Origin of the sequence: Candidatus Aegiribacteria sp., from assembly GCA_021108005.1 — a bacterium.
In the GTDB taxonomy this organism is placed as follows: Bacteria; Fermentibacterota; Fermentibacteria; order Fermentibacterales; family JCC-6; genus Aegiribacteria.
This window is the reverse complement of sequence record JAIORS010000082.1, coordinates 1-2923: the sequence shown is the minus strand read 5'-3', so window position 1 is coordinate 2923 and position 2923 is coordinate 1. Positions and strand designations below refer to the sequence as shown.

Below are 2923 nucleotides of genomic sequence, written 5' to 3'. Positions count from 1 at the left end.
GAAGGAATTTATATGATTGGTAATCTGCGCTGCGCCGCAGCGCTTAGTTCAACAATCGCATCAACCAGAAACAGCGACAATGTTCTAGGCCTGTAAACACTGTTCTGGTTATGCAAAATGTTAGGTAGAAAGGAGAAACGGAAGCTCACAAACGAACAGGGAGGGAAAGAAAATGAGAACGAAAATGCTTGTCCTACCCATACTTCTTCTGCTCGCCTCGGGACTTCATTCTGATACTATCCACGTACCAAGCGAATACTCCACAATTCAAGAGGGACTCAATGCCGCACAGGCAGGTGATACTGTCCTGGTCGCGTCAGGGACTTACATCGAGAACCTGATCTGGCCAAATACCCAAAGCATTAAGCTGCTGAGCGAATCGGGACCGGAGTACACAATCATCGATGGAAACAACCTTGCATCGGTAATCAACATAAGTGTTTCCATCGATATAGATACATCTACAGTTATTTCCGGTTATACTATCAGAAATGGTAATGGCAATTCTGGTGGAGGTATTAATTCTTATCAGGGACTATCAATCATAGGGAATCATATTAATGATAATCATGCAATTTATGGTGGTGGTGGAATTAATATGGGAGCTTTCTTTACAGACTATTCTGATCATGAGGATTACCGATCCATCTACTCAAGCAGTGAAATAACTCAAGGAAATCGAGATGCAAAAGCAAGTGCTATATATGGCGTGATATCCGATTGTGTTATTTCCGGTAACACCTCATCATGCGGGGGAGGTATCCTGGGGCAGAATTTCAGTGGAATAATCACCAAATGTGACATTTCTGAAAACGAATCCTCCGCTGGAGCGGGAATATCCTTAAGGGATCACTTTGGGACAGTATCGCAGAGTTTTCTTATCGATTCGACAAACATAGCCAATAATACTGGTGATGGCATATTGATGAGTAAGTATCTTCCAAGCCCTACTGAAACTTATGCTGCACACTACTGCAACATCTATGGCAACACCGGATATGGAATAACCATGACTGGGATAGGTGCCCCCCCCAGCCAGCCATTCGATGCGACATACAACTGGTGGGGTGACCCAAGCGGTCCAGGAGGTGTAGGACCCGGAACTGGAGACGAGGTGTGCGAGAATGTTCTCTATGACCCATGGCTGACTGAGCTGGGGATCGAAAGTTCTTCTCCAAGCTTCCCATTAAGGCTTTCTGTATTCCCCAATCCTTTCAGTTCAAATGCAGTTGCTTTCTTTGAGCTTCCAGGTTCTGGATTGGTCACAATCCAAGTGTTTGATCTTTCAGGAAGATTGATCGAGCAGGTAATCGACAGCATGCTTGAAACAGGAAATCAAGCAATCGAGCTGGATGGTTCTGAATGGTCCCCAGGAATCTATCTGATCCGCTTGAATGCCGGGAATCATACTGTTAGTCATAGGTGCATATTGGTAAGATAATTAGATACCTAACAAGCGCATCAACGCGGACTGTCAAAGCTAATCTGCTCTGCTCAAAGGTTTATGCCAGCCGGTTATGCGAGACGTTCAGAATACATATGATGATTAACTTGATAGCTAGGATTATATAAATCGGAAAAGGAAATCAATCTAAGATAGGAAATGCTACTTGAATTGTTACGACATTTATGCTGAATTAAAAGATTTATCTGAACGAGTATTACTTTCTTCCGGTTCTATCTCATTATTGTTCCTTTTCCTGGGATGCGCAGAGAGTGATTCACCACCAACAGTCGACTATCAGATCACGCATTCTGTTGATACCCTTCAGGTTGTTTTTGAGATTGGCGAGGAGATTGGTGATTCCACAAACACATTCTGGTCGATTGTTGGTGTTGATATTGATGATCAAGGTCGAATTTTTGTTGTGGATGAGATAGACGCTAGTGTGAAAGCCTATGATCTCCAGGGCAATTACATTCAGCAGGTCACTCGAAGAGGAAACGGTCCAGGAGAGTTACAACACCCTCAAGGATTGTGCATTATGCCTGATGGCAGGCTAGTAATCATTGCTCCAAGCAAAAATGGGTATGTTGTCTTTAATGATTCACTGGAGTTCGTTGAGGAAGTCAGTTTGTGGCTGAATAATTCCCCATATCATGTTTCTCCGTTGACTAACAATAAACTGGTTGCATGCAGATATGATGGAAATCCTGAGACAGATGCTGAGTGGCAAACTGCTGCAATCTACAATTGGAGTGAACCGGACTGGGAGACTCTTTTATGGAAAGATTCAATTCAGATATCCAACAGCGAATATGATAGAGATCCATCAGTATCTATTAATTTTACTGTATTTCACCTGTTAAGTTCGTATGGGGATGGAAATGGAAATGTATATTTTGGTCAAGTTGATGCATTTGAATACAGAGTAATAGGCTGGGATTCCACCGGCACAGAAATACTTAGTATCACAAGGGATATGACTCCTGTTGAAAAATCGACTGAGGAGATTGCCAGTGAATCGGAATATATGAACTATACCTACCAAAGGATGGGTGGTTCACCTTCAAGGGATGTTCATCCCTCAATTTATGAGAATATGATAAGTGAAGTTGGAATCGGACCTGATAAGAATCTTTGGGTAAGACGTGGCACACACAATGAATTGTTTTTCGATATCTATAACCTGGAAGGCAATCTGCTCAGTCATGCTGTTTATCCCGTTGAGAGCTGGAGTTGGGAGATAAAGATTACCACCCAGGGTATATTGGCTTGGGAATTGGATCCTCTGGAAGGCTTCCAAAAGTTGTATTTTCTTGAGTGATGATTCTGAACAACTGTATGAACCTGACACACGAGCAAAGAGATGAGTTCCAATAATTCTTGTGCAGGTTATACAGAGCGTTCAGTGTATTATGAAATTACCATGGGAGATAGATGAAAGCATTATCTTACAAGGAATCAATTCCCCTGATTCAT

Annotated in this window: 2 protein-coding genes; both read left to right on the top strand. The window is 42.5% G+C overall.

The features are described from left to right. The first annotated feature begins 172 nt into the window (after positions 1-172). A complete protein-coding gene (locus tag K8S15_04990) occupies positions 173-1441 on the top strand; it encodes a T9SS type A sorting domain-containing protein (GenBank protein MCD4775393.1) in 1269 nt (422 codons plus the stop codon). Positions 1442-1610: 169 nt separating this feature from the next. After that, on the top strand, positions 1611-2768 hold the full coding sequence (locus tag K8S15_04985) for a 6-bladed beta-propeller (GenBank protein MCD4775392.1): 1158 nt from the start codon (positions 1611-1613) through the stop codon (positions 2766-2768). The last annotated feature ends 155 nt before the right edge of the window (positions 2769-2923 follow it).